The organism is Pseudomonas sp. Irchel 3E13 (assembly GCF_900187455.1).
Taxonomy (GTDB): Bacteria; Pseudomonadota; Gammaproteobacteria; order Pseudomonadales; family Pseudomonadaceae; genus Aquipseudomonas.
In genome coordinates this window covers 19104-44713 of the sequence record NZ_FYDX01000002.1, presented here as the reverse complement: position 1 = coordinate 44713, position 25610 = coordinate 19104, and the positions used below count along the sequence as shown (strand labels likewise).

21 protein-coding genes are annotated in these 25610 nt (G+C 63.7%); 11 read left to right on the top strand and 10 right to left on the bottom strand.

From position 1 onward, the window contains the following. Window positions 1-84 precede the first annotated feature (84 nt). Complete coding sequence (gene fadD1 / locus CKW37_RS02545) at window positions 85-1782, top strand: long-chain-fatty-acid--CoA ligase FadD1 (RefSeq protein ID WP_095153878.1); 1698 nt, start codon at window positions 85-87, stop codon at window positions 1780-1782. Between the two features lie 64 nt (window positions 1783-1846). Here fadD1 and CKW37_RS02540 read toward each other — a convergent pair whose 3' ends face one another. The 3 genes from CKW37_RS02540 to CKW37_RS32920 form a co-directional block, all read right to left on the bottom strand. After that, a complete protein-coding gene (locus tag CKW37_RS02540; protein ID WP_095153877.1) occupies window positions 1847-3154 on the bottom strand; it encodes an FAD-binding oxidoreductase in 1308 nt (435 codons plus the stop codon). Between the two features lie 34 nt (window positions 3155-3188). Next, on the bottom strand, window positions 3189-4553 hold the full coding sequence (locus CKW37_RS02535) for a glutamine synthetase family protein (protein WP_095153876.1): 1365 nt from the start codon (window positions 4551-4553) through the stop codon (window positions 3189-3191). 101 nt (window positions 4554-4654) lie between these two features. Then, window positions 4655-4813: a hypothetical protein gene (locus tag CKW37_RS32920; protein WP_177454392.1), complete on the bottom strand. Its 159-nt coding sequence runs from the start codon at window positions 4811-4813 to the stop codon at window positions 4655-4657. Between the two features lie 184 nt (window positions 4814-4997). Here CKW37_RS32920 and hrpA point away from each other — a divergent pair, with 184 nt between their 5' ends. The 4 genes from hrpA (at window position 4998) to CKW37_RS02515 (ending at window position 13143) form a co-directional block, all read left to right on the top strand. Beyond that, window positions 4998-8909: an ATP-dependent RNA helicase HrpA gene (hrpA, locus tag CKW37_RS02530; RefSeq protein WP_095153875.1), complete on the top strand. Its 3912-nt coding sequence runs from the start codon at window positions 4998-5000 to the stop codon at window positions 8907-8909. 242 nt (window positions 8910-9151) lie between these two features. Further along, window positions 9152-10273 (top strand): beta-ketoacyl-ACP synthase III, encoded by a 1122-nt coding sequence (locus CKW37_RS02525; protein WP_095153874.1) that lies wholly within the window; start codon window positions 9152-9154, stop codon window positions 10271-10273. 301 nt (window positions 10274-10574) lie between these two features. Beyond that, window positions 10575-11888, top strand: a complete 1314-nt coding sequence (locus CKW37_RS02520) for an OprO/OprP family phosphate-selective porin (protein ID WP_095153873.1) — start codon at window positions 10575-10577, stop codon at window positions 11886-11888. 130 nt (window positions 11889-12018) lie between these two features. Next, window positions 12019-13143, top strand: coding sequence for a GNAT family N-acetyltransferase (locus CKW37_RS02515; RefSeq protein ID WP_095153872.1), 1125 nt, complete (start codon window positions 12019-12021; stop codon window positions 13141-13143). A gap of 12 nt (window positions 13144-13155) precedes the next feature. Here CKW37_RS02515 and CKW37_RS02510 read toward each other — a convergent pair whose 3' ends face one another. The 4 genes from CKW37_RS02510 to CKW37_RS02495 all read right to left on the bottom strand — a co-directional run bounded on the left by CKW37_RS02510 (window position 13156) and on the right by CKW37_RS02495 (window position 17357). Next, on the bottom strand, window positions 13156-14988 hold the full coding sequence (locus CKW37_RS02510) for an ABC transporter ATP-binding protein (protein WP_095153871.1): 1833 nt from the start codon (window positions 14986-14988) through the stop codon (window positions 13156-13158). 66 nt (window positions 14989-15054) lie between these two features. Continuing rightward, a complete protein-coding gene (locus tag CKW37_RS02505; RefSeq protein WP_095153870.1) occupies window positions 15055-15612 on the bottom strand; it encodes a peptidylprolyl isomerase in 558 nt (185 codons plus the stop codon). Then, window positions 15606-16421 carry an alpha/beta fold hydrolase gene (locus CKW37_RS02500; protein WP_095153869.1) on the bottom strand — a complete coding sequence of 272 codons (816 nt, stop codon included), beginning with the start codon at window positions 16419-16421 and terminating at the stop codon, window positions 15606-15608. The genes CKW37_RS02505 and CKW37_RS02500 overlap by 7 nt, the downstream gene beginning before the upstream one ends. Before the next feature lie 12 nt (window positions 16422-16433). After that, a complete protein-coding gene (locus tag CKW37_RS02495) occupies window positions 16434-17357 on the bottom strand; it encodes a LysR family transcriptional regulator (protein ID WP_095153868.1) in 924 nt (307 codons plus the stop codon). 49 nt (window positions 17358-17406) lie between these two features. Between CKW37_RS02495 and CKW37_RS02490 the strand changes: the two genes are divergently transcribed. The 3 genes from CKW37_RS02490 (at window position 17407) to CKW37_RS02480 (ending at window position 19526) form a co-directional block, all read left to right on the top strand. Beyond that, window positions 17407-17727, top strand: coding sequence for a 3-phosphoglycerate kinase (locus CKW37_RS02490; protein WP_095153867.1), 321 nt, complete (start codon window positions 17407-17409; stop codon window positions 17725-17727). 108 nt (window positions 17728-17835) lie between these two features. After that, window positions 17836-18435 (top strand): FMN-dependent NADH-azoreductase, encoded by a 600-nt coding sequence (locus CKW37_RS02485; protein ID WP_095153866.1) that lies wholly within the window; start codon window positions 17836-17838, stop codon window positions 18433-18435. Between the two features lie 212 nt (window positions 18436-18647). Further along, on the top strand, window positions 18648-19526 hold the full coding sequence (locus CKW37_RS02480; protein ID WP_095153865.1) for a carboxylate/amino acid/amine transporter: 879 nt from the start codon (window positions 18648-18650) through the stop codon (window positions 19524-19526). Here CKW37_RS02480 and CKW37_RS02475 read toward each other — a convergent pair. Continuing rightward, on the bottom strand, window positions 19464-20768 hold the full coding sequence (locus tag CKW37_RS02475) for a mechanosensitive ion channel family protein (RefSeq protein ID WP_095153864.1): 1305 nt from the start codon (window positions 20766-20768) through the stop codon (window positions 19464-19466). The genes CKW37_RS02480 and CKW37_RS02475 overlap by 63 nt on opposite strands. Before the next feature lie 146 nt (window positions 20769-20914). Here CKW37_RS02475 and CKW37_RS02470 point away from each other — a divergent pair, with 146 nt between their 5' ends. Further along, window positions 20915-22240, top strand: a complete 1326-nt coding sequence (locus CKW37_RS02470; protein WP_095154328.1) for a DEAD/DEAH box helicase — start codon at window positions 20915-20917, stop codon at window positions 22238-22240. A 59-nt stretch (window positions 22241-22299) separates the two neighbouring features. On the opposite strand, the gene CKW37_RS02465 is transcribed toward CKW37_RS02470, so the two are convergent. Next, window positions 22300-22569, bottom strand: coding sequence for a hypothetical protein (locus CKW37_RS02465; protein WP_095153863.1), 270 nt, complete (start codon window positions 22567-22569; stop codon window positions 22300-22302). A gap of 126 nt (window positions 22570-22695) precedes the next feature. Between CKW37_RS02465 and CKW37_RS02460 the strand changes: the two genes are divergently transcribed. After that, complete coding sequence (locus CKW37_RS02460) at window positions 22696-23091, top strand: transcriptional regulator (RefSeq protein ID WP_095153862.1); 396 nt, start codon at window positions 22696-22698, stop codon at window positions 23089-23091. A gap of 107 nt (window positions 23092-23198) precedes the next feature. Continuing rightward, a complete protein-coding gene (locus tag CKW37_RS02455) occupies window positions 23199-24131 on the top strand; it encodes a DMT family transporter (RefSeq protein ID WP_095153861.1) in 933 nt (310 codons plus the stop codon). A gap of 237 nt (window positions 24132-24368) precedes the next feature. Here the strand turns inward: CKW37_RS02455 and CKW37_RS02450 are convergent, their stop codons facing one another. Next, complete coding sequence (locus tag CKW37_RS02450) at window positions 24369-25550, bottom strand: MFS transporter (RefSeq protein ID WP_095153860.1); 1182 nt, start codon at window positions 25548-25550, stop codon at window positions 24369-24371. Window positions 25551-25610: the final 60 nt, after the last annotated feature.

Below are 25610 nucleotides of genomic sequence, written 5' to 3'. Positions count from 1 at the left end.
GGTTTGCAATAAACCGACATCAAATATCAATAATAATCGCATCGACGCGGTGAAGAATTCGCTGTGCTGGAGGAGTGGGCTTCCATGATTGAAAACTTTTGGAAGGATAAGTACCCAGCCGGGGTTGCCTCGCAAATCAATCCTGATGAGTATCCGAATATCCAAGCGGTGTTGAAGCAGTCCTGCCAGCGCTTTGCCGATAAACCGGCATTCAGCAACTTGGGCAAGACCCTGACTTACGGCGAATTGTACGAGTTGTCCGGTGCCTTTGCTGCTTATCTGCAGCAGCACACCGACCTGCAACCCGGCGACCGCATTGCCGTTCAACTGCCGAACGTTCTGCAATACCCTGTCGCGGTCTTCGGCGCCATGCGCGCCGGCCTGATCGTGGTCAACACCAACCCGCTCTACACGGCGCGGGAAATGGAACATCAATTCAACGACGCGGGCGTCAAGGCGCTGGTGTGCCTGGCGAACATGGCGCACCTGGCCGAGAAAGTCGTGCCCAAGACCCAGGTCAAGCACATCATCGTCACCGAGGTTGCCGACCTGCTGCCACCGCTCAAGCGGCTGCTGGTCAACAGCGTGATCAAGTACGTGAAGAAGATGGTGCCGGCCTATCACCTGCCTACCGCCGTGAAGTTCAACGATGCCCTGGCCAAGGGGCGCGGCAAGTCGGTCAAGGAAGCCTCGCCGGCCCATGACGACGTTGCCGTCCTGCAATACACCGGCGGCACCACCGGCGTTGCCAAGGGCGCCATGCTGACCCACCGCAACCTGGTGGCCAACATGCTGCAGTGCAAGGCGCTGATGGGTTCGAACCTCAATGAAGGCTGCGAAATCCTCATCACCCCGCTGCCGCTCTATCACATCTACGCCTTCACCTTTCACTGCATGGCGATGATGCTGATCGGCGGTCACAACATCCTGATCAGCAACCCGCGTGACCTGCCGGCGATGGTCAAGGAACTGTCGAAGTGGAAGTTCAGCGGCTTCGTCGGGCTGAACACCCTGTTCGTTGCCCTGTGCAACAACGAAGGTTTCCGCGCTCTGGACTTCTCGGCGCTGAAAGTGACCCTCTCCGGCGGCATGGCCTTGCAGTTATCGGTCGGCGAGCGCTGGAAAGACGTGACCGGTTGCGCGATCTGCGAAGGCTACGGCATGACCGAGACCAGCCCGGTAGCGTCGGTCAACCCGGCGCAGAACATCCAGGCCGGCACCATTGGCATTCCGGTGCCCTCGACCCTGTGTCGGGTGGTTGACGATGCCGGCAACGAGTTGCCGCTGGGTGAAGTGGGCGAGTTGTGCGTCAAGGGCCCGCAAGTGATGAAGGGCTACTGGCAGCGTCCGGACGCCACCGCCGAAATCCTCGATGCCGAAGGCTGGTTGAAGACGGGTGACATCGCGGTTATCCGGCCGGACGGCTACATGCGGATTGTCGATCGCAAGAAAGACATGATCCTGGTGTCCGGCTTCAACGTGTACCCCAACGAGCTGGAAGATGTCATGGCGACCCTGCCGGGTGTGCTGCAATGCGCGGCTATCGGCGTGCCGGACGAGAAGTCGGGCGAGCTCATCAAGGTGTTCATCGTGGTCAAGCCGGGCGTGACCCTGACCCGCGAGCAGGTGATGGAGCACATGCGTGCCAACGTCACCGGCTACAAGGTGCCGCGCTTCGTCGAGTTCCGCGATACCTTGCCGACCACCAACGTCGGCAAGATCCTGCGGCGCGAGCTGCGGGATGAAGAGTTGAAGAAGTTGGGTCTCAAGAAGATCGCTTGATTCAAATCCTTCGCGAGCAAGCTCGCTCCTACACTGTAGGAGCGAGCTTGCTCGCGAAGAGGCTTCAGCGCAATTTCTCAAGCATCTGGTAGTACCACATCCCCGCCGCCAACAGCGGATTCCCCAGCACATCGCCCAGCGGCACGCGCACATGCGAGCAGCCGGCGAAGGTGTCGAATTTCTCCAGCGTCCCGGTAATCGCCTCGGCCATGATCTCGCCCATGATGTGGCTGCTGGCAACGCCATGCCCGGAATAGCCCTGGCAGTACCAGACGTTGTCCGACAGCTTGCCCAGTTGCGGAATGCGGTTGACCACGATGCCCATGGCGCAACTCCACTGGAACTCGATCGGCACGCCTTTCAGCGCCGGGAACGTGCGCTCGATGCACGGCCGCAGTTCGCCGGCGATATCCCGTGAGTCGCGACCGGAGTAGTTGGCGCCACCGCCGAACAGCAGGCGGCCATCGGCGGTCATGCGGTAGTAGTCGAGGACGAAACGGCAGTCGTACACCGCCAGATCCTGCGGGTTGATCTGCTTTGCCAGGTCGCCCAATGGCGCGGTGGTGACGATGCCGCCCATGGCCGGGAAGATCTTGCCCTTGAGTTGGCCCGGCTCGAGCTTGTGATAGACGTCGCCGGCCAGCAGCACCTGCTTCGCGTTGATCCGGCCCTGGGCGGTGACCACTGCCGGGTTCGCGCCATGCACGATGTCCAGCACCTCCGAGTTCTCGAAGATCAGCGCGCCCAGGCTGTGGGCGGCGCGGGCTTCGCCCAGGCACAGGTTGAGCGGGTGCAGGTGCAGGTTGCGCAGGTTTTTCAGCGCGCCGAGGTACAGCGGCGAATCCAGGTGCTGGCGCATGCCTTCGCGGTCCAGCAACTGCACCTGATCGCCCATGCCGCGCCGCTCGGCTTCTTCGGCGAAGGCGCGCAGTTCGGCCATGTGCGACGGCTTCATCGCCGCGTGCAGGTGACCGTGCTTGAGGTCGCAGTCGATGCCATAGCGCTGCACCCGCTGCTCGATGATCTGGTGGCCGCGAAAGCGCAGGTGCCAGATGAAATCATCGACGTCATCGCCCAGTTTGCCGCGCATCTGTTTACGCATCGCTTCATCGCCGGACAGGCTGCCGGTGACCTGCCCGCCGTTGCGCCCGCTGGCGCCCCAGCCGATGCGGTTGGTTTCGACGATGGCGACTTTAAGGCCGCGCTCGGCCAGTTCCACCGCGCTGGCAACGCCGGTGAAGCCGCCGCCGATGATCACCACATCGACCTCGACCGTGCCTTGCAGGGTCGGGTACTGGGTCGGGTCGTTGAGGCTGGCGGCGTAGTAGGACGCGGCGCGCTGCGCGGTACGCGAGTTCAAAGCTGCATTCATGATTCGGATCCTTGGCGGAAAAAGAGAAGTCGGTTCAGGCCTGGGTCAGGTACCAGCGCCAGTCTTGTTCGCCGACTTCGGCCATGAACTGGCGGTACTCCGCGCGCTTGACCGCCAGGTACACGCCGAGGAACTCGGCGCCCAGGGTGTCGCGGGCCCAGGCCGAGCGTTCCAGCGCGGTGAGCGAGCTGAGCCAGTCGGTGGGCAGCAGTTCGGTGGCCTGGGCGTAGCCGTTGCCTTCCACCGGCGCGCCGGGGTCGAGCTGCAAGCGCAGGCCGTGATGGACCGCGCCGAGCAGGGCGGCGGCGGCCAGATAAGGGTTGGCGTCGGCGCCGCAGATGCGGTGTTCGATATGCCGGGTCGGCGCCGGGCCGCCGGGCACACGCAGGCTCACGGTGCGGTTGTCGATGCCCCAGGTCGGCGCCAGCGGCGCATAGCTGTTGGCCTGGAAGCGGCGGTAGGAGTTGGCGTTGGGGCAGAACAGCAGCAGCGAATCGAGCAGCGCATCGAGCATGCCGCCCACGGCCTGGCGCAACAGCGGGGTGCCGGCCGGGTCTTCGCTGGCGAACAGGTTATTGCCGTCGGCATCGGCCAGGCTCACATGCAGGTGCATGCCGGTGCCGGCCAGGTGGTCGAACGGCTTGGCCATGAAACAGGCCTGCATGCCGTGCTTGTGCGCCACCCCCTTGACCAGCCGCTTGTAGCGCACCGCCTGGTCCATCGCCAGCAGGGCATCGCCGTGTTCCAGGGTGATTTCCACCTGGCCGGGGGCGTATTCCGAAATCGCGGTGCGAGCCGGAATGCCCTGGGCCTTGCAGGCGGCGTAGAGGTCAGCGAGGAAGGGTTCGATCTGTTCCAGTTCACGCAGGCCATAGACCTGCGTGCTTCGCGGTCGCCCACCGTCGGCGTCCAGCGCCGGTTGCGGTCGGCCTTGGTGGTCGCGCTTCTGGTCGAGCAGGTAGAACTCCAGTTCGCAGGCCATCACCGGGTGATAACCCTCGGCCTTGAGCGCGTCGACCACCCGCACCAACACGTGGCGAGGATCGGCGATGGTCGCCGGCAGGCCCTCGCTCGGGTGCATGCTGACCTGCACCGCCGCCGTGGGAATCTGCCGCCACGGCAGGCGCACCAGGCTGCCTTCCAGCGGATAGGCGCGGCAGTCGATATCGCCGACATCCCAGACCAGCCCGGAGTTTTCCACATCTTCGCCGTGCAGGGTCAGGCCGAGGATGGTGCTGGGCAGCGGCCGCCCGCTTTCGTAGACCGCCAGCAGTTCCTCGCGGTGCAGCAGCTTGCCGCGAGGCACGCCATTGGCGTCGAGGATAAACAGCTCGAACATCTCGATATCGGGGTTGGCGGCCAGGAATGCCCGGGCCTGTTCTACAGGGGCAAAGTGCATGGGTGCTCTCGCTTGCGCCATGGCAGCGCACAGGACCGGCCGCGCAACGGCGGGCGGTCATCGACGGAAAGGCCGGCGCACGGGCGCGGCCGAGGAATCGGTCAGGAGAGCGTGGTGTCTGGCGGGCGGGCGTGGCGGCAGTGCCACAGCGCCCAGAAGGCGAGGATCACATTGAACAGCGGGTTTTCACCACGGCGGGCCCGCACCTTCGGGAACGAAGGGGCCTGGTTGGGACGGGGCACGGCGGCGGGTGAAGTCATGCAGCGATACTCCCACGCCGTCGAAGGTTCATTAAATTGGCGTTTGTATACCTTCAGTCAAGCCATGGCTAAACAATCCCGCCGGCCCCGCAGGCCGTGCCGAGGCGGGGCAAATCTGCGACAATCGCCGCCCAACCAAAGCCGATAAGTCCAGGCAGGGCCCACCTGCCCCTCGAAAGACCTCATGACTGACCAGAACGCCGCCATCGGGCAACTGTTGAAAAATATCGACCACGCCATGATCGCCGAGCGCCATCGCCTGCGCCGGCAATTGCACGAGCTGCGCAAGCGCCCGGACGAGGCAAAGCTTGCCCAGTGGGCTGCGAAGGTCCAGGCCTCCTGCGACCAGGCCGCCGCACGCCAGGCCAGCATCCCGCGGATCCGCTACGACGACAGCCTGCCGATTGCCGCCAAGCGCGACGAAATCAAGAAGCTGGTGGCGGAAAACCAGGTGGTGATCATTGCCGGCGAGACCGGCTCGGGCAAAACCACCCAGTTGCCGAAGATCTGCCTGGAGCTGGGCCGTGGCCAGTTCGGCCAGATCGCCCATACCCAGCCGCGCCGTATCGCGGCGCGCAGCGTCGCCGCCCGGGTCGCCGAGGAAATGGGCACGCCGCTGGGCGCGCTGGTCGGTTACCAGGTGCGTTTCGAAGACCAGAGCGACGCCAATACTCTGGTCAAGCTGATGACCGACGGCATCCTCCTGGTCGAAACCCAGCACGACCGCTTCCTCGAACGCTACGACACGATCATCGTCGACGAAGCCCACGAACGCAGCCTGAACATCGACTTCCTGCTGGGCTACCTGAAAACCCTGTTGCCGCGCCGTCCCGACCTGAAAGTCATCATTACCTCGGCGACCATCGACCTGGAGCGCTTCTCCAAGCACTTCAACGACGCGCCGATCATCGAAGTGTCCGGCCGCACCTACCCGGTGGACACCTGGTATCGCCCGCTGACCAGCGAGCAGGACGAGGAGGGCAACCGCGTCGAGGACGACCTGACGGTGGACCAGGCGATCCTCGCCACTCTCGATGAAATCGCCGCCCATGAGCGCAGTGTCGGCAAAGGCCCGGGCGACGTGCTGGTGTTCCTGCCCGGCGAGCGCGAGATTCGCGACGCCGCCGAGATGCTGCGCAAGGCGCAGTTGCGCCACACCGAGATTTTGCCGTTGTATGCGCGGCTGTCGCCGGCCGAGCAGCAGCGCATTTTCCAGTCCCATCCGGGGCGTCGCGTGGTGCTGGCGACCAACGTCGCGGAAACCTCGCTGACGGTGCCGGGTATCCGTTATGTGATCGACAGCGGCACCGCGCGCATCAGCCGCTACAGCTACCGCGCCAAGGTCCAGCGCCTGCCGATCGAGGCCGTTTCCCAGGCCAGCGCCAACCAGCGCAAGGGCCGTTGCGGCCGGGTCGAGCCGGGCATTTGTGTGCGCCTGTACAGCGAAGAGGATTTCAACGCGCGGCCGGCTTTCACCGATCCTGAAATCCTGCGCACCAACCTCGCCGCGGTGATCCTGCAGATGCTGCACCTGCGCCTCGGCGAGATCGACGCGTTCCCGTTCATCGAGCCGCCGGATGGCAAGGCCATCAGCGACGGCTTCAACCTGTTGCAGGAGCTCTCGGCGGTCAACCGCGAGAACCAGCTCACGCCGCTGGGCCGCCAATTGGCGCGGTTGCCGGTGGACCCGCGGCTGGGCCGGATGCTGCTGGAAGGCGCCAAGCAGGGCAGCCTGCAGGAAGTCTTGATCGTCGCCAGTGCGCTGTCGGTGCAGGACCCGCGCGAGCGGCCGCCGGAACGCCAACAGGCCGCCGACCAGGCCCACGCGCAGTGGAAAGACGCGGATTCCGACTTCGCCGGGCTGGTCAATCTCTGGCGTGGCTTCGAAGAGCAGCGCCAGGCGCTGACCGCCAGCCCGCTGCGCAACTGGTGCCGCAAGAATTTCCTCAATTACCTGCGCCTGCGTGAATGGCGCGATGCCCATCGCCAGCTCGCGCTGATCTGCCGCGACCTGCAACTGAGCATCAACAAGGAGCCGGCGGACTTTCCGCGGCTGCACAAGGCGATCCTCTCCGGCTTGCTCAGCCAGATCGGCCACAAGGCCGAGGAAGGCGACTACCTCGGTGCGCGCCAGCGGCGCTTCTGGATTCATCCGTCTTCGGGCATCGGCAAGAAGCGTCCGCAGTGGCTGATGACCGCCGAACTGGTGGAAACCACCAAGCTGTATGCGCGCATGGTGGCGAAGATCGATTCCGACTGGATCGAACCGCTGGCCGGCCACCTGCTGAAGAAAAACCACTTCGAACCGCACTGGGAGAAAAAGCGCGGGCAGGTGGTGGCGTTTGAGCAGGTCACTCTTTACGGGCTGATCGTGGTGGGCCGGCGTGCGGTGCACTTCGGGCCGATCGATCCGCAGATGTCTCGCGAGCTGTTTATCCGCGAAGGCCTGGTGGGCGGCGAGATCAACTCCCGGGCCAAGTGCCTGGCGGCCAACAAACGCCTGCTGGAAGAGCTGGACGAACTGGAAGCCAAGGCCCGCCGCCGCGACATTCTCGCCGACGAAGAAACCCTCTACGCCTTCTACGAAGCGCGGCTGCCGGCGGAGATCCACCAGACCGCCACCTTCGACAGCTGGTACAAGGTCAACAGCCAGAAAGACCCGCAGTTGCTGATCATGCGTGCCGAAGACGTGCTGGCCCGCGAGGCCAGCGAAGTCACTGCCGCGCAGTACCCCGACACCTTGCGCCTGGGCGATCTGAGCCTGGCGCTGAGTTATCACTTCGAACCCAACCATCCACGCGACGGCGTCACCGTGCGGGTGCCGGCGCCACTGTTGCCGAGCCTGCCGGGCGAGCGCCTGGAATGGCTGGTGCCGGGGCTGCTGGAAGCCAAGTGCATCGCCCTGGTGCGCAACCTGCCCAAGGCGCTGCGCAAGAACTTCGTGCCGGTGCCGGACTTCGTCAAGGCGGCGCTGTCGCGCATGACCTTCGCCGAGGGCTCGCTGCCCCAGGCGCTGGGCCGCGAGCTGCTGCGCATGACCGGCGCGCGGGTCAGCGACGAGGCTTGGGCCGAGGCGGCGGAGCAGGTGGAAAACCACCTGAAGATGAACCTGGAAGTGGTCGATGGCGAGGGCAAGTTCCTTGGCGAAGGCCGCGACCTGGCCGAGCTGACCGCGCGTTTCGCCGCCGCCAGCCAGGCTGCGCTGGCCGTGCCGCAGTCGGAAAAGACTCAGAAACCGGTGGAAGCCAAGGTCTTCAGCAAGGTCGAACAGACCGCGCAACAGAAGATCGCCGGGCTGTCGATGACGGTCTATCCGGCGCTGGTGGAGGAGGGCGGCACGGTCAAGGAAGGGCGTTTCTCGACCCAGGCCGAAGCCACGTTCCAGCACCGCCGCGCCTTGCAGCGCCTGCTGTTGCAGCAACTGGCCGAGCCGGCCAAGTTCCTGCGCGGCAAGCTGCCGGGGTTGACCGAACTGGGCCTGCTCTACCGCGAGCTGGGCCGGGTCGAATCGCTGGTCGAGGACATCCTGCTGGCCAGCCTCGACAGTTGCGTGCTGGAAGGCGAAAGCACCTTGCCCCGCGACGGCGCCGCGCTGGCCTCGCTGGCCGAGCGCAAGCGCGGTGACTGGAGCGAGCACGCCGAGCGGCTGGCGCGGCTGGTGCTGGATATCCTCAAGCTCTGGCACGGTTTGCAGAAGCGCTTCAAAGGCAAGATCGACCTGGCCCAGGCCGTGGCGCTCAACGACATCAAGCAGCAACTGGCCAATCTGGTCTATCCGGGCTTCGTCCGGGAAACCCCGGGGGTGTGGCTCAAGGAACTGCCGCGCTACCTGAAGGCGGTGGAACTGCGTCTGGAGAAACTGGGCTCGCAAGTGCAGCGGGACCGGGTGTGGAGCGGCGAACTGAGCAACTGCTGGGCGCAGTACAAGGCCCGCGCCGACAAGCATGCCCAGGAAGGCAAGCGCGACGAGCAGTTGCAGTTGTACCGCTGGTGGCTGGAGGAATACCGCGTCTCGCTGTTCGCTCAGCAACTGGGGACCAAGGTGCCGATTTCCGATAAGCGCCTGGCCAAACAGTGGAGTCAGGTGGACGCCTGACGACGCTTCCGACACTGTTCCGGGTTGTCGTCTGACAGAGGCCAACCCGGCGCAGTTGTGGCACACTTGGCGGCATTTCCCGCCGCCCCGGCGCTGTTCCGACGGGGTGGCCGACAACCCAACACTGCGTAATGCCCCTGGCGTCGGGGTCATTGCCTGTACGAGTTGGCACCTTGGTGCCAGCTCGCCGAACCGAACAGGCCGTTGCCCGGCTGGCAATGGCCCCGAACAGAGGATCGACCGTGCATAACGTCGTCATCAGCGGCACTGGCCTGTACACCCCGGCCAACAGCATTTCCAACGAAGAGCTGGTGGACTCTTTCAACGCCTACGTCACGCAGTTCAACGCCGACAACGCCGAAGCCATCGCCCGCGGTGAAGTCGAGGCCCTGGCCGAGTCCAGCGCCGCCTTCATCGAGAAGGCTTCGGGGATCAAGAGCCGTTACGTCATGGACAAGGACGGCATCCTCGACCCGCAACGCATGAGGCCGCGCTTGCCCGAGCGCAGTAACGACGAACAGTCGATCCTCTGCCAGATGGGCGTGGCCGCCGCCGAACAGGCCCTGGCCCGCGCGGGCCGGACTGCCGCCGATGTCGATGCGGTGATCGTTGCCTGTTCCAACCTGCAGCGCCCTTATCCGGCCGTCGCCATCGAAATTCAGCAAGCGCTGGGCATCAAGGGCTTTGGCTTCGACATGAACGTCGCCTGTTCCTCGGCCACCTTCGGCATCCAGGCCGCGAGCAACAGCGTGCAATTGGGCCAGGCCCGCTCGGTGCTGGTGATCAGCCCGGAAATCTGCACCGGCCACCTGAACTTCCGTGACCGCGACAGCCACTTCATCTTCGGCGACGCCGCCACTGCTGTGCTGGTGGAGCGCGCCGACCTGGCGACCTCCGAGCACCAGTTCGACATCGTCAGCACCAAGCTGCTGACCCAGTTCTCCAACAACATCCGCAACAACTTCGGCTTCCTCAACCGTGCCGCGGAAGAGGGCGTCGGTGCGCCGGACAAGCTGTTCGTCCAGGAAGGCCGCAAGGTGTTCCGCGAGGTTTGCCCGATGGTCGCCGAGCTGATCGGCCAGCACCTTTCGGAAAACAACCTCAACGTCAGTGACGTCAAGCGCTTCTGGCTGCACCAGGCCAACCTGAGCATGAACCACCTGATCGTGAAGAAACTCCTGGGCCGTGATGCGCTGGAAGAAGAGGCACCGGTGATCCTCGACCGCTACGCCAACACCAGCTCGGCCGGCTCGGTGATTTCCCTGCACACCCACCAGGACGACCTGCCCAAGGGTGCGCTGGGCGTGCTCAGCTCGTTCGGTGCGGGTTACTCGATCGGCAGCGTGATTCTGCGCAAGCGCTGATCCGCCGCGAGGCCGAAAGACCAAAAACGCTCGATCCGGGTTACCGGATCGGGCGTTTTTTATCCTGGTGTAATCTTCATGCGATGAAGGCAAAGTGCCTTTAATGGCTCGCAAAGCCCCGGAAACCGGGCCTTTTGCATATGCCTATTCGAAGTAAAAAAGTTCCCCTGTCACAAAACATTTATATAAAAGCCACTGATCTGAAATAACCCCCCGCCAAGATTCCTCCCCAGCACAAGTGGCCTAAGCCGCGTGTTTTTTCAACGTAATCAAGACCATAAACGTTAGGGGAGCTTCATCGATGATCCGTAAGCACTTCGCAGGTTTCGCAGCCAGCGCATTGGCAATGGCCGTTACCGCCCAGGCTTTCGCGGGTACCGTGACCACCGACGGCGCCGATATCGTAGTCAAGACCAAAGGCGGCCTCGAAGTCGCTACCACTGACAAGGAATTCAGCTTCAAGCTGGGCGGTCGCATCCAGGCGGACTACAGCCGCTTCGACGGTTTCTACACCAACAACGGTAACACCGCTGACGCCGGCTACTTCCGCCGCGCCTACCTGGAACTGGGCGGTGTGCTCTACACCGACTGGGCTTACCAGATCAACTACGACTTCTCGCACAACTCCGGCGGCGACAACCGTTCCGAAGATGGTTACTTCGACGAAGCCTCGCTGGCCTACAACGGCTTCAAGCCGGTCTCGATCAAGATCGGTCGTTTCGACCCTGAGTTCGGCCTGGAAAAAGCCACCAGTTCCAAGTGGGTGACCGCGCCTGAGCGTAACGCCGCGTACGATCTGGTTGACTGGACCAACGGCCACAACGGCGGCCTGGGCATCCAGGCGTCGGGCAACGCCGGCGACTCGCTGTACGGCTCCTTCGGCGTATTCGCCAAAGACGCCACCAACGCCGACAAAGACGGCGACAGCACCAAGCAGTTCAACCTGCGCGCTGTCTTCGCCCCGATGCACGATAGCGGCAACGTTCTGCACTTCGGCGTCAACCTGGCCCAGCGCGACTTGTCCGACACCTCGTTCGACGGCCGTATCCGCAGCCGTCTGGGCATGCGTGGCGTGAGCACCGACGGTGGCCAGGATGCCGGCACCAACGGCAACCGCCTGACCCTCGGCGGCGCCAACAACACCCCTGCCGGTGCCTACGACACCGACCGCGCACTGGGTCTGGAAGCTGCCTTCGCTACCGGTCCTTTCTCGGTACAGGGCGAATACATCAAGCGTAAGGTCGAAGCTGACGCTGCCGCTTACCAGGACATCAAGGCTGACGGTTACTACGCTCAGGTTGCCTACACCCTGACCGGCGAAGCCCGTGCCTACAAACTCGGCAAGTTCGACAGCATCAAGCCTTCGAACAAGCAGATCGGTGCCTGGGAACTGTTCTACCGCTACGACCACCTGAGCGTCGATGACGACAACGGCGCCTTCGCCAACGTCAGCGACATCGAAGCCAAGGTGCACAACCTGGGTCTGAACTGGTACGCCAACGAGTCGATCAAGCTGAGCGGCACCTACGTCAAGGCCAAGGTCGACAACGCCCAGAACGCCAATGGCGACGACGATGGTGACGGCTTCGTAGTTCGCGCGCAGTACGTGTTCTAAGCAGCAACGCTCCTTCATCCGTTAAATTTCAGCCCCACTTCGGTGGGGCTTTTTTTTGCTCGACGATCAAGCCCCTGATACTCAACAGAGAATCTTCTTTTCTGCCCGCCAACCCGGCACACTCCACTCCATGCCGATCCTGACCCTGAATCACCTCGCCGATCTCGACGCCGCCACCTGGGATGCCCTGGTTCCCGGTGACCAGCCGTTCCTGCGCCACGCGTTTCTCACCAGCCTGGAAGACAGCGGCAGTGTCAGCCCGCGCACCGGCTGGACGCCGTCCCATCGCATCCTCACCGCCGCCGACGGCGCGCTTCTCGCAGCCATGCCGGCCTACGTCAAAACCCATTCCTTCGGTGAGTACGTGTTCGACCACGGCTGGGCCGATGCCTGCGAGCGGGCCGGTATCGGCTATTACCCGAAGCTGCTTTGCGCCGTGCCGTTCTCGCCGGTGGGCGGGTCGCGCCTGCTTGGGCCGCCAGAGGCGCTGTCCGGTTTGCTCGATGAGGTAGAGGAATCGTTGCTGGAACAGGGGCTGTCCAGCCTGCATGTGAATTTCACCGAGGATGCCAGCGACGACGCCTTGCGCCACCGCGACGGCTGGCTGGAGCGCCTCGGTTGCCAGTTCCACTGGCGCAACCAGGGTTACCGGGATTTCCAGGATTTTCTCGACGCCCTCAGCTCGCGCAAGCGCAAGCAGATGCGCAAGGAGCGCGAACAGGTGGCGGGGCAGGGCATCGAGTTCCGCTGGTACTGCGGTGCCGAGTTGAGCGAGGCGCAGTGGGACTTCGTCTTCGCCTGCTACGCCAATACCTACGCAGTGCGCCGGCGCGCGCCGTATTTGACCCGTGCCTTCTTCAGCCTGCTGGCCGAGCGCATGCCCGACGCCATTCGGGTGGTGATGGCGATGCAGGGCGGGCGCGAGGTGGCGATGGCGTTCAGCCTGGTCGCGGGCGACAGCTTCTATGGCCGCTACTGGGGTTGCCTGGCCGAGTTCGACCGGTTGCATTTCGAAACCTGTTTCTACCAGGGCATGGACTACGCCATCGCCGAAGGGCTGCAACGCTTCGACGCCGGCGCCCAGGGCGAGCACAAACTGATTCGCGGGTTCGAGCCGGTGATCACCCGGTCCTGGCATTACCTGCTGCATCCCGGCCTGCGCACGGCGGTGGATGATTTCCTGCGTCAGGAACGTGTCGGGGTGCTGGCTTACGCCGAGGAAGCCCGTTCAGCCTTGCCGTACCGACAGGGCTGAACGCGGCGGTCGTCAATCGACGCCGACGAAACCGCCGGTCTGGTGATGCCACAGCCGCGCATACAGCCCTTGATGCGCCAGCAACTCGGCATGGCTGCCCATCTCGGCGATGCGGCCTTTTTCCAGGACCACCAGACGATCCATCCGCGCGATGGTCGAGAGGCGGTGGGCGATGGCGATCACGGTCTTGCCCTCCATCAGGGTTTCCAGGCTTTCCTGGATCGCCGCCTCGACTTCCGAGTCCAGCGCCGAGGTCGCCTCGTCCATGATCAGGATTGGCGCGTTCTTCAGCAGCACGCGGGCAATGGCGATGCGCTGGCGCTGACCGCCGGAGAGCTTCACGCCGCGCTCGCCGACATGGGCATCGAAGCCGGTGCGGCCCTGGGCATCGGTCAGGCTCGGAATGAACTCCTCGGCCCGCGCCCCGCGTACTGCGGCCCATAGTTCTTCATCGGTGGCGTCGGGCTTGCCGTACAGCAGGTTGTCGCGGATCGAGCGGTGCAGCAGCGAGGTGTCCTGGGTGATCATGCCGATCTGTCCGCGCAGGCTGGACTGGGTGACCTGGGCGATGTCCTGGTCATCGATGAGGATGCGCCCGCCTTCGAGGTCGTAGAGGCGCAGCAGCAGGTTGACCAGGGTCGACTTGCCGGCGCCGGACGGCCCGATCAGGCCGATCTTCTCGCCGGGGCGGATGTCCAGGTCGAGGTCGCTGATGATCCGGCTGCCCTTGCCGTAATGGAAATCGACGTGCTCGAAACGCACCGCGCCGCGCTCGACTTTCAGCGCCGGCGCGTCGGGCCGGTCGGTGATGCTCACCGGCTGGGAGATGCTCTGCAGACCGTCCTGGACCATGCCGATGTTTTCGAAGATGCCGTTGACCACCCACATGATCCAGCCGCTCATGTTGACGATGCGGATCACCAGACCGGTGGCCAGGGCGATGGCGCCGGCAGTGATCAGCGATTGGGTCCAGAGCCACAGGGCCAGGCCCGTGGTGCTGACGATCAGCAGGCCGTTGAGGCTGGTGATGACCACGTCCATGCTGGTGATGACGCGGCTGGCCAGTTGGGTCTTTTCGGTCTGTTCGCGAATCGCTTCGCGGGCGTACTGCTGTTCGAAGTCGGTGTGGGCGAACAATTTGAGGGTGGCGATGTTGGTGTAGCCGTCGACGATGCGCCCCATCAGCTTGGAGCGGGCGTCGGAGGACACCACTGAGCGCTCTTTCACCCGCGGCACGAAGTAGTACAGCGCGGCGATGTAGCAGGCGATCCAGGTCAGCAGTGGAATCATCAGCCGCCAGTCCGCCTCGGCGAACAGCACCAGTGAGCTGATGGCGTAGATCGATACATGCCAGAGCGCGTCCATGGCCTGCACCAGCGAATCGCGCAGCGAGTTGCCGGTCTGCATGATGCGCTGGGCGATGCGCCCGGCGAAGTCGCTCTGAAAGAAATTCAGGCTCTGCTTGAGCACATGGGTGTGGTTTTGCCAGCGGATCATGCTGGTCATGCCCGGGCTGATGGCCTGGTGCACCAGCAGGTCATGCAGACCGACGAATACCGGCCTGAGGATCAGCGCCACCACTAGCATCCAGGTCAGTTCGCCCGCGTGTTCACTGAACAGATTGACGTTGGGCGTGCCCTGGGCGAGGTCGATGATCCGGCTCAGGTAGCTGAACAGCGCCACCTCGATCAGCGCCACGATCAGCCCCAGCACCATCAGTACCGCGAACGTCGGCCAGACCTGACGCAGGTAATACAGATAGAAGGGCAGGACCGTGGTGGGCGGCGCCGCGGTGGGCGCCTCGCGGAAGATGTCGATCAACTGCTCGAAACGACGGAACAGCATGTAGAAGGTCACTCCTGTTTGAGGGCTCGCGCACCGCCCGCGGGTCACATCCCTGTGACACGGCGATCAATCGATGCGCTTGGCCGATTTGATGAACACCGGATCGGCGGGCACGTCACGCATGCCTTTTTTGACGGTGGTCGGCGAATTGACGATCAGGTCGACCACGTCCATGCCTTTCACCACTTTGCCGAACACCGCGTAGCCGGCGTCGCGGCCGGGATCGAGCATGGCGTTGTCGACAACGTTGATGAAGAACTGGCTGGTCGCCGAGTTGGGGTTGGAGGTGCGGGCCATGGATAGCGTGCCGCGGGTGTTGTGCAGGCCGTTGCTGGCTTCGTTGCGGATCGGGTCCTTGGTGTCTTTCTGCACCATCTGCTCGGTGAAGCCGCCGCCCTGGACCATGAAGCCCGGAATCACGCGGTGGAAGATGGTGTTGTTGTAGAAGCCGCTGTCGACGTACTGCAGGAAGTTCTTGGTGCTGATCGGCGCCTTTTCCGCATTCAGCTCGATTTCGACCTGGCCGAAGCTGGTGTCCATCAGCACATGAGGATTTTTTTCCGCTGCCATCAGGCTGCTGGCAAAGGCGACCGAGCAGGCGGTCATGAGGATTTTCTTCAGCATGAACTCAATGATCCTTGAGAGGTGGTTGGCGCCGCAGCGAGAAACTGCAGCAGGGTCTGGTTGAAGTGGTGTGGCTGGTCCAGCGGCGTAGCGTGCCGTGAATCGGCAATGACCGCCAGTCGTGCCCCGGGAATCAGGCCGACGTAACGCTCCTTGAGCGCCACCGGGGTGTAGTCGTGGTCCGCGCTGATGACCAGGGTGGGACAGTCGATCCGCCCCAGGCGTTCCTCCACGCCCCAGCCGACGATGGCGTCGAAACTGGCGAGGTAGGCGCGTTTGTCGTTTTTCGCCCAGCGCTCGGTCATCTTGCGTCGCAGCTCGGCCTGTTCCGGTTTGGGGAACAGCCGCGCGGCGAGGCCCTTGCCGATGGTCCTGAGGCTGAGAACACGGGCCAGGGTCCAGCGCTTGGCCCACTGCCAGTAATCGTCGCGGCTGCGCACTTTCACTGCCGGCGCGCTGTTGACGATGGTCAGGCTGCGCAGCCAGCCGGGGTGGTCCACGGCGAACTGGAAACCGACCATGCCGCCCATGGACAGGCCCACCAGATGCACCGGGCCGGTGTGCAGGTGTTCCAGCAGGGCCATCAGGTCGGCGCTGAAACCGGCGATGCTGTAGGACTCGCGGGGTTTGTCGGAACGGCCGTGGCCACGCAAATCGAGGAGGATCACGCGGTAATCGGCGGCCAGCACCGGGACCTGGAATTCCCAGTCCTGGCAACTGGAGCCGAGGCCGTGCAGCAGAACCAGGGGGGCGCCCCGGCCATATTCTTCGTAGTGCAGTGTGCAACCTTCATGTTCGAAGTAGGCCATGGGCGTTACCTGTCAGGCTTGGGCGGGAGCGGCGAAGGGCACGTCCAGCGGCGCGGTATCGAAGTTGCGCAGCAATTCGATGAGGATCTGCGTGGCCGGGCCCAGGGGCTTGTCTTTGTTGGAGTAAAGGTAGAACAGTGGATGGCGGCTGCCACCCTGATCCAGCGGCAATGGCTTGAGCACGCCTTCGCGCAGCTCGCGTTCGATCAGGTGGCGCGGCAGCCAGGCGAAGCCCAGGCCGCTGCTGACGAAGGTGGCGGCGGTGGCCAGGCTGCCGACGGTCCAGCGCTGTTCGGCGCCGAGCCAGCCGACATCGCGGGGCTGCGAGCGGCCGGAATCGCGGATCACCACCTGCAACTGGCTTTCCAGGTCCTGGAAGTTGAGCACCCGGCCCAGGCGGTGCAGGGGATGCTCGGGGTGAGCGACGGCGACGAACTCCACCGCGCTCAACTCGGCGCCGAGATAGCCGGCGATGCTGAAACTGCTGATGGCCAGGTCGGCGATGCCTTCGTGCAGCACCTCCTCGACGCCGGACAGCACTTCTTCGCGCAGACGCACCCGACAGCCGCGGCTTTGCGGCATGAACGCGCTCAGGGCGCGGACCAGACGAGCGTTGGGGTAGGCGGCGTCCACCACCAGGCGGACCTCGGCTTCCCAGCCCTGCTCCATATGGTGGGCGAGGTCTTCCAGTTGGCTGGCCTGCTTGACCAGTTGCCGCGAGCGGCGCAGCAACACGCCGCCGGCATCGGTGAGCACCGCCTTGCGCCCGTCGATCCGCAGCAGCGGCACCCCCAGTTGGTCCTGCATCCGCGCCACGGTGTAGCTGACCGAGGATTGCGAGCGGTGCAGGGCTTCGGCGGCCTGGGCGAAGCCGCCGTGATCGACCACGGCTTGCAGGGTCCGCCACTGATCCAGGGTAACGCGCGGCGCTTTCATCTTCGGCTCCTGTTGTCCTAAGCTGCGCTCTTTGCGTGGAGAGCGCCGTATGAAGAAAAGTTGTCTTGCCTTGCTGGCCTTGCTTCCGCTCACGGCGCTGGGGGCCTATCCCATTGATGTGGAAAAGCACCTGGAAAGCGGCATCAAGATCGATACCACCACCTATGACACCGCTTACGACATGGGGTCGATCACCCTGAACAACTACGGCGACGTCGCCGCGCAGTGCAAGCTGACCTTCCGCAACGGCCCCGAAGCGCCGCGTGTACGGCGGGTGCAGGTGCCGGCGAAACAGAGCGTCGACAGCAACGTCAAATTCAACCGCGAGATTCTCAAGCTGCGTATCGCGGTGGACTGCAAAGCGCAATAAACAAATTAACTGATAGATTTAACCGAGTTTTTACGCTTTTTTATCGATAGGTCAATCATTAATCTTGCCTCCATCGACTTAGCGACCTTGCCGATGGAGGCAACCTTCATGTCCCGCGTACTGATCATCGAAAGCAGCGCCCGCCAGCAGGATTCGGTGTCCCGCCAACTGACCCGCGATTTCGTCAGCCAGTGGCAAGCCGCCAACCCGTCTGACACGATCACCCTGCGCGACCTGGCGGTGAATCCTGTGCCGCACCTAGATGCCAACCTGCTCGGTGGCTGGATGAAGCCCGAAGCCCAGCGTAGCGCTGACGAACTGCAGGCCCTGGCCCGCTCCAACGAATTGACCGACGAAGTACTGGCCGCCGACGTGCTGGTGCTGGCGGCGCCGATGTACAACTTTGCCATCCCCAGCACCCTGAAAGCCTGGCTGGACCATGTGCTGCGCGCCGGGATCACCTTCAAGTACACCGAAACCGGCCCGCAAGGCCTGCTGACCGGCAAGCGCGCCTATGTCCTGACCGCCCGCGGCGGCATCCACGCCGGTGCTTCCAGCGACCATCAGGAACCTTACCTGCGCCAGGTGCTGGCCTTCATCGGTATCCACGATGTGACCTTTATTCACGCCGAAGGCCTGAACATGGGCGGCGACTTCCACGAGAAGGGCCTGAACCAGGCCAAGGCGCAACTGGCTGCGGTGGCGTGATTCAACTGTTTTTCCCTGCCTGACACCCCTTTTTGCTCCTTTGGGTGTGCTGCCCGGTCGATTGCCTCGCGCTCGACCGGGCTTTTTTATGGGCGTTTCGGGCCGAACCGCAGCGATGAGGTCCTTGACCACACCGCCCAAACCAATCCCGACAATTGCACCCGGATACCCCAACCCGCTAAGGTCGCCGCCTTGATCCCCGAGAGGCCGCCATGCACTACCTATTGATCGTCGCGCTGATCCAGGCGTTTTCCTTCAGCCTGATCGGCGAATATCTCGCTGGCCATGTCGACAGTTACTTCGCCGTGCTGGCCCGGGTCCTGCTGGCTTTGCTGGTGTTCCTGCCGCTGACCCGCTGGCGCCAGGTGGAGCCGCGTTTCATGCGCGCCATGCTGCTGATCGGTGCGCTGCAGTTCGGTATCACCTATGTCTGCCTGTACCTGAGCTTCCGCGTGCTGACAGTGCCGGAAGTGCTGCTGTTCACTATCCTCACGCCGCTGCACGTGACCTTGATCGAAGACGCGCTGAACCGTCGCTTCAACCCGTGGGCGTTGATCGCGGCATTGGTGGCGGTGGCCGGCGCGGCGGTGATCCGCTTCGACAGCATCAACCCGGACTTCTTCATCGGTTTCCTGCTGCTGCAACTGGCCAACTTCACCTACGCCGCCGGCCAGGTCCTGTACAAGCACCTGATCGCGAGCCACCCCAGCGACCTGCCGCATTACCGGCGCTTCGGCTATTTCTACCTGGGTGCCTTGCTGGTGGTGCTGCCGGCGTTCCTGCTGTTCGGCAACACGCAGCACTTGCCCACAACCGACGTGCAGTGGCTGGTGCTGCTGTTTCTCGGGCTGTGCCCGACGGCGCTCGGGTTGTACTGGTGGAACAAGGGCGCTTGCCTGGTTTCCGGCGGCACCCTTGCGGTGATGAACAACCTGCATGTCCCGGTGGGGTTGCTGCTCAACCTGCTGATCTGGAATCAGCACGAGCCGCTGGGACGGTTGTTCATCGGCGGGGCGGTGATTCTCGCGTCACTGTGGCTCAGCCGGCTCGGCACCCAACGCCCGCTGCTGGCCGGGAATACTGGCCGGTAGCAGGCCGGCGCGCAGGTCGTTGCCGCTGGGCTGCTGGTACAGGCTCAGGCCGAACTCCGGCAGCACCGCCAACAGGTAATCGAAGATATCGCCCTGGATTCGCTCGTACTCGGCCCACACCGTGGTGCGGGTGAAGCAGTAGATTTCCAGCGGAACACCCTGCGCGGTGGTCTGCATCTGGCGGACCATGCAGGTCATGTTCGGCTGAATGTCCGGGTGGCTTTTCAAGTACGCCAGGGCGAAGGCGCGGAAGGTGCCGATATTGGTCAGCCGGCGGCGGTTGGCCGACAGTTCCGCCACCTGGCCCTGGGCCTCGTTCCAGCTATGCAGCTCGCTGCGCTTGCGTGCCATGTAGTCGGTCAGCAGGCGCACTTCGCCCATGCGCCGCTCTTCCTCGGCGGTGACGAAGCGCACGCCGCCGGCATCGATGAACAGGCTGCGCTTGATCCGCCGCCCGCCCGATTGCTGCATGCCGCGCCAGTTCTTGAACGACTCGCTCATCAGGCGCCAGGTGGGGATGGAGACGATGGTCTTGTCGAAGTTCTGCACCTTCACGGTGTGCAGGGTGATGTCCACCACGTCGCCGTCGGCGCCGACCTGGGGCATTTCGATCCAGTCGCCGACCCGCAGCATGTCGTTGCTGGTCAACTGCACGCTGGCGACGAACGACAGCAGGGTGTCCTTGTAGACCAACAGGATCACAGCCGACATCGCACCCAGGCCCGACAGCAGCAACAGCGGCGAGCGGTCGATCAAGGTGGCGACGATGATGATCGTGCCGAACACGTAGAGCACCATCTTCGCCAGTTGCACGTAGCCTTTGATCGAGCGGGTGCGGGCGTGTTCGGTGCGGGCGTAGATGTCCAGCAGGGCATCGAGCAGGGCGCTCAGGGCGAGCACCAGGAACAGGATGGTGAAGGCCAGCGCCACGTTGCCGAGGAAATGCTGGCTGGTGGCGCTGAGTTCCGGCACCAGCTTCAGGCCGAATTGCACCACCAGTGACGGTGTCATCTGCGCCAGGCGGTGGAACACCTTGTTTTGCAGCAGGTCGCCAAGCCAGAGCAGCGCCGATTGGCGGCTCAGCAGCTTGATCGCGTGGAGGATGAGAAACCGCGCCACCCGCCCCAGCACCAGGGCGATGACCAGCAGCACCGCCAGGCCGAGCGCGGCGTGCAGCAGCGGTTGTTGGTCGAGGGTGCCCCAGAGGTCGAGGGCGTTTTGCCAGAACTGTTGAATAGCCATGCGCTGCGGAAATTCTCCGTAACCTTTTAAAAGAAGTGCCAATTAGAACGAATGTACCGGGCCTGCGGCAAAAAGAAATTCGGCTCGGGCGCCGGAAAACGTTACCCTATGTGGCTGAATTTCCGCTCATGCCCGAGGTTACATCCGTGTTTTCCCAATTCGCCCTGCACGAACGCCTGCTCAAAGCCGTGGCCGCACTGAACTTTGTCGAGCCTACCCCTGTGCAGGCGGCCGCCATTCCCTTGGCGCTGCAAGGGCGCGACCTGCGGGTCACGGCGAAAACCGGTAGTGGCAAGACCGCCGCATTCGTCCTGCCGCTGCTCAACCGTCTGGTCGACCTGAACCAGAAACGCGTCGAGATCCGCGCACTGATCCTGCTGCCGACCCGCGAGCTGGCCCAGCAGACCCTGAAGGAAGTGGAACGTTTCTCCCAGTTCACCTTCGTCAAGGCCGGGATGATCACCGGTGGCGAGGACTTCAAGGAACAGGCCGCGATGCTGCGCAAGGTGCCTGACATCCTGATCGGCACCCCGGGCCGTCTGCTGGAGCAACTGAACGCCGGCAACCTGGACCTGAAACACGTGCAGGTGGTGATCCTCGACGAAGCCGACCGCATGCTGGACATGGGCTTCTCGGAAGACGTCGAGCGCCTGTGCGGCGAGTGCCCGAACCGTCAACAGACCCTGCTGTTCTCCGCCACCACGGGTGGCGCCGGTCTGCGCGACATGATCAGCAAGGTGCTGAAGAACCCTGAGCACCTGATGCTCAACAGTGTCAGCCAGCTCAACGAAGGCACCCGCCAGCAGATCATCACCGCCGACCACAACCAGCACAAAGAGCAGATCGCTCAGTGGTTGCTGGAAAACGAGACGTACCAGAAGGCGATTATCTTCACCAACACCCGGGTCATGGCCGACCGCATCTACGGTCACCTCGTGGCCAAGGACATGAAGGCGTTCGTGCTGCACGGCGACAAGGACCAGAAAGACCGCAAGCTGGCCATCGAACGCTTCAAGACCGGCGGCGCCAAGGTGCTGGTGGCGACTGACGTGGCTGCCCGTGGCCTGGACGTCGACGGCCTGGACCTGGTGATCAACTTCGACATGCCGCGCAGCGGCGACGAGTATGTGCACCGTATTGGTCGTACCGGTCGTGCTGGCGCCGAAGGCCTGGCGGTGTCGCTGATCTGCCACGGCGACTGGAACCTGATGTCGAGCATCGAGCGCTACCTGAAGCAGACCTTCGAGCGTCGCACCATCAAGGAAGTGAAGGGCACCTACACCGGCCCGAAGAAGGTCAAGGCGTCGGGCAAAGCGGTTGGCGTGAAGAAGAAAAAGACCGACAAGAAGGGCGACAAGAAAGCCGTGGCCAAGCGCAAGCCGACGGCCAAGCCGAAGCCTAATGCACCGCTGACCAGCTCTGATGGCCTGGCGCCGCTGAAGAAGCGCAAGCCGGCTGCTGCGGCGGAGTAAGGCTCAAGGGTCTCATCGCCGGCTTCCCGGCGCTGAGACCCTCAAATTTTCCAGCACCCTCACGTTTTCTTCTCGGCCTCCCGCAATTCCTGCAGCCGCTTGTCGATCAACTGACATTTGTCCGGCAAATCACTGGCCTCCGTGCCCAGCTTCATTCCCTGCAACTCCTCGTTGATTTCCTTGGCCTTCTGCGGGTTCTGCTCAGTCAGGCGGGTCACTTCCTTGGCCAGTTCCTCGCGTTTCTCCGTGGCTTCTTCCAGCGTGCATGCCCAGCTCGGCAGGGCGAACAGCAGGCTGGCGGTGGCGGTCAGCATCATCAGTGTCTTCATGGTCGGGCCTCGTTATCCATGGCGGGTGATGTTCCCGGTTGAGGGGCGTGCCATCGGGAAAGTTCAGTCGAACCGTGGCGCATGCGGCCGGTCACAACCTTACATACCCCCACCGAGGCCGCACCCATGAGCACCGTGTATGACTGGGACCTGATCGAACGTCTGCTGCATGAAGTCCAGAACAGTGCCGGACACAACTTCACCCCGCGCCCCTATGCCGAGCAGCACGCCGCGCAGCTTGCCGCCGATGGCGACGCGGTGCCCGACCTCGACCACCTTAAGACCCGCGCCTGCGACTATGAGCGGCTGCTGGTGGAACGCGGCTACATCGTCAGCCGGCCCGAAGAGGAGGGCGGCAACGGCGAGAACTTCGTCCTGACCGAGCGTGGTTCGCGGCTGTTGAGCCTGATCGACAGCAGCATTCCCGGCAACGATCACCCGCGCCAGGTCCTCGATGAGCAGGCCGATGCGCTGGACGAAGCGACCTTCGACGAGGTGGCCTCGAAGGCGCAGATTGCCTGAGCGAGTCAGACATATCTGGTAATAGCTGACGACAACCATCAATAATTGGCGCCAATTCTTCGCTGCCAAGAGGTTGTCATGCCATTGCCAGAAGTGGGGTGCCGCCAATGAGCGCACCCCGTCGCGATCCCGATGCCTTCGCCTTTCAGGTCATGCTGGGGCTGTGCCTGATCTGGGGCGTGCAGCAGGTGATGGTCAAATGGGCCGCCGCCGATGTCGCCCCGGTGATGCAGGCGGCGACCCGTTCGGGGATCGCCGCGTTGCTGGTGGGCCTGCTGATGTGCTGGCGTGGTGGCTGGGAGCACGTGGGCACCACCTGGCGCGGAGGGCTGCTGGCGGGCGCGTTGTTCGGGATCGAGTTCCTGTTCATCGCCGAAGGGCTGACACTGACGTCGGCGGCGCATATGTCGGTGTTCCTCTACACCGCGCCGGTGTTCACCGCCCTCGGTTTGCATTTCATGCTGCCCAGCGAGCGCCTGCGGCCGCTGCAGTGGCTGGGCATCCTGCTGGCCTTTGGCGGGATTGCCCTGGCCTTCGCTGGCGGTATTTCCCTGGATGATCTCAACGGACCGATGCTGCTCGGCGATGCCTTCGGTGTACTCGCTGGCGCGTCCTGGGGCGCCACCACGGTGGTGGTGCGCTGCTCGCGGCTGTCTGAAGCGCCTGCGACCCTTACGCTGTTCTATCAGTTGGCGGTGGGCTTTGTCGGTCTGCTGTTGATCGCTGCCTTCAACGGCAAGCTGACCCACGTCAGCCTGACGCCCATTGCCATCGGCAGCGTGCTGTTCCAGGCGCTGGTGGTGTCGTTCTTCAGCTACTTGACCTGGTTCTGGCTGCTGCGCAAATACCTGGCGTCCAACCTTGCTGTGTTTTCCTTTATCACGCCGATCTTCGGCGTGACCTTCGGTGTGCTGTTGCTGAACGAACCGCTGAGCCTGAACTTCGTGATCGGCGCGCTGTGTGTGTTGCTCGGTATCGTCATGGTCAGCGCCGAGCAGTGGCTGCGCAGGCGTCTGCGTTCGTTGCTGGGGCAACGCTAGAGGGTGGTTGGGTAATACGGGTACAGAGACGCCGCTGTCGAGGAGAGCCCCTGAACCTCTCCACTGCGCTGTACTATTTCTGCCCGCAGCGCGGACGGCAGCAATTGAAAGTGGATTTGTTGTTCTGCTCTGATTCTCTGGGCGTTGTTGGCAAGCGCGTCGGCTTTTCCTCCGTAGTCCAGAGCGGTCCATTCACTCCTTCGAAAACGGAGCGGTGATGCTCGTTTATGGCACTGATCAGAGCCTGTCAGGTGCGGGCGAATGACGAGTAGGTGCGTTCTGATAGGTTCCAGGCCCCCAGCTCAGGGCACCGGCCAGCATCAGCCCGGCGCCAGCGACCAGCAGCGCCGGTTGCAGGCTGCCGGCGAACAGGTTGCTCAGCGCCGCCAGCAAGGGCCCGCCGAGCTGGCCGATGGCGAAGCAGGCGGTCAGCAGGCCGGCATTGCGTTGGGTAGCGTGGGGCGCCAGTTCCCGCGAGCGCTGCATCACCAGTTGCATGCAGGCCAGGAACGGCGTACCGCAGAAGATCACCCCCAGCGCCAGCCCCGGACCGTCGCCCATCAGGCAGGCGAACACACCGATGGCCTGCAGCCACAGTGTCACCCTCAACCAGCGTGAGGTGCTGCCCGGTTGCGGCCGGCGCAGGCTCAGCAGCATCACTCCGACCGCGGCGGCGAGGCCGAAGCCGGGCCAGAACAGGTCGGCCATCCACTGCCCGTGAAAGCGCGCGCTGGCCATCTGCGACATGAACGTCGCGGGGATGATGTAGCCGATGCCGTACAGGCCGTAGATCAGGCCCAATCGCGGGATACCCCGCGAAGGCGTGGCGGCCAGTGTTGGTGTTGGCGTGGCTGGCGCCTCCTCCGGCTGCGGCAGCATTGGCCGCACGGCCAGCAGCATGACCAACGCGGCAGCGGCATAGATCAGCCACAGCGGCGCCGACCCCAGCCCGTACAGGTTCGAAACCAGCGCCAGCAGCCCTGTCAGCATGATGCCCAGGCCGGGACCGGCGAACACCAGGGCGCCCAGTCGCGGCAGGTTGCTGCGCGCGGCGAGGGGTTGGCTCAGGCTGGTGATCATCACCATTACCCAGGCGCTAGCCACGCCGGTGCCGAAACGCAGCAGGGCGTGGGTGATAAAGCTGTCAGCCCAGAACGACAGCACCGTCAGCAGCACGCACAACCACAGCCCGAGGTTGAGGCGCAGCCGCACTTGTTGTGGGCGGCGGGCGAGCATGGCGTCCAGCGCGCCAAGGAAGTAGCCGAGGTAGTTGGCCGCAGCGACCAGACCGGCGGCGGTCAGGCTCAACTGGCCTTCGCCGACCAGATGCGGCAGTTGCGGGGTGAGGGCGAAGCGGCCGATGCCCATTGCCATCATCAGGGCAACGAAGCTGGCCAGAAGACGCAGTGTCGGCGACATGTCCGGTATTCCTCTGCAAGGCAAGTGATGCGTTCAGACTACCGGCGGTTGCTTTTCTTA